This is a genomic window from Chitinophaga sp. GbtcB8, from assembly GCF_019091455.1.
GTDB lineage: Bacteria > Bacteroidota > Bacteroidia > Chitinophagales > Chitinophagaceae > Chitinophaga.
On record NZ_JAGXJN010000556.1, the window covers coordinates 1 to 228 of the forward strand.

Sequence of the window (228 nt, forward strand, 5' to 3'; positions counted from 1 at the left end):
CCTGCCTAAGAAGGTAAGAGAAAACTTGTCGAGCCCTGCATATTGATAACCCAGGGCTATGAGCTGAGGGACCAGGATCTGTATGGTTTCTAATGTGTGGTCATTTTCTCTTATGTGGTCTATATCTGCAGTAGAGTCATGCATAAACGGGATACCTCCCTTTAGTTCCTCGTTCTTACCCAGCCATCCCTGCGCACAATCCTCGCCCCTCCCGCCACCTCTCCGGTA

General features: G+C 50.0%; 1 protein-coding gene. It reads right to left on the reverse strand.

Features of this window, described 5'->3' with window-relative positions; genetic code table 11:
- The coding region (locus KVT36_RS32555) for a hypothetical protein (RefSeq protein WP_217607555.1) at positions 1-228 on the reverse strand (228 nt) is incomplete at both ends.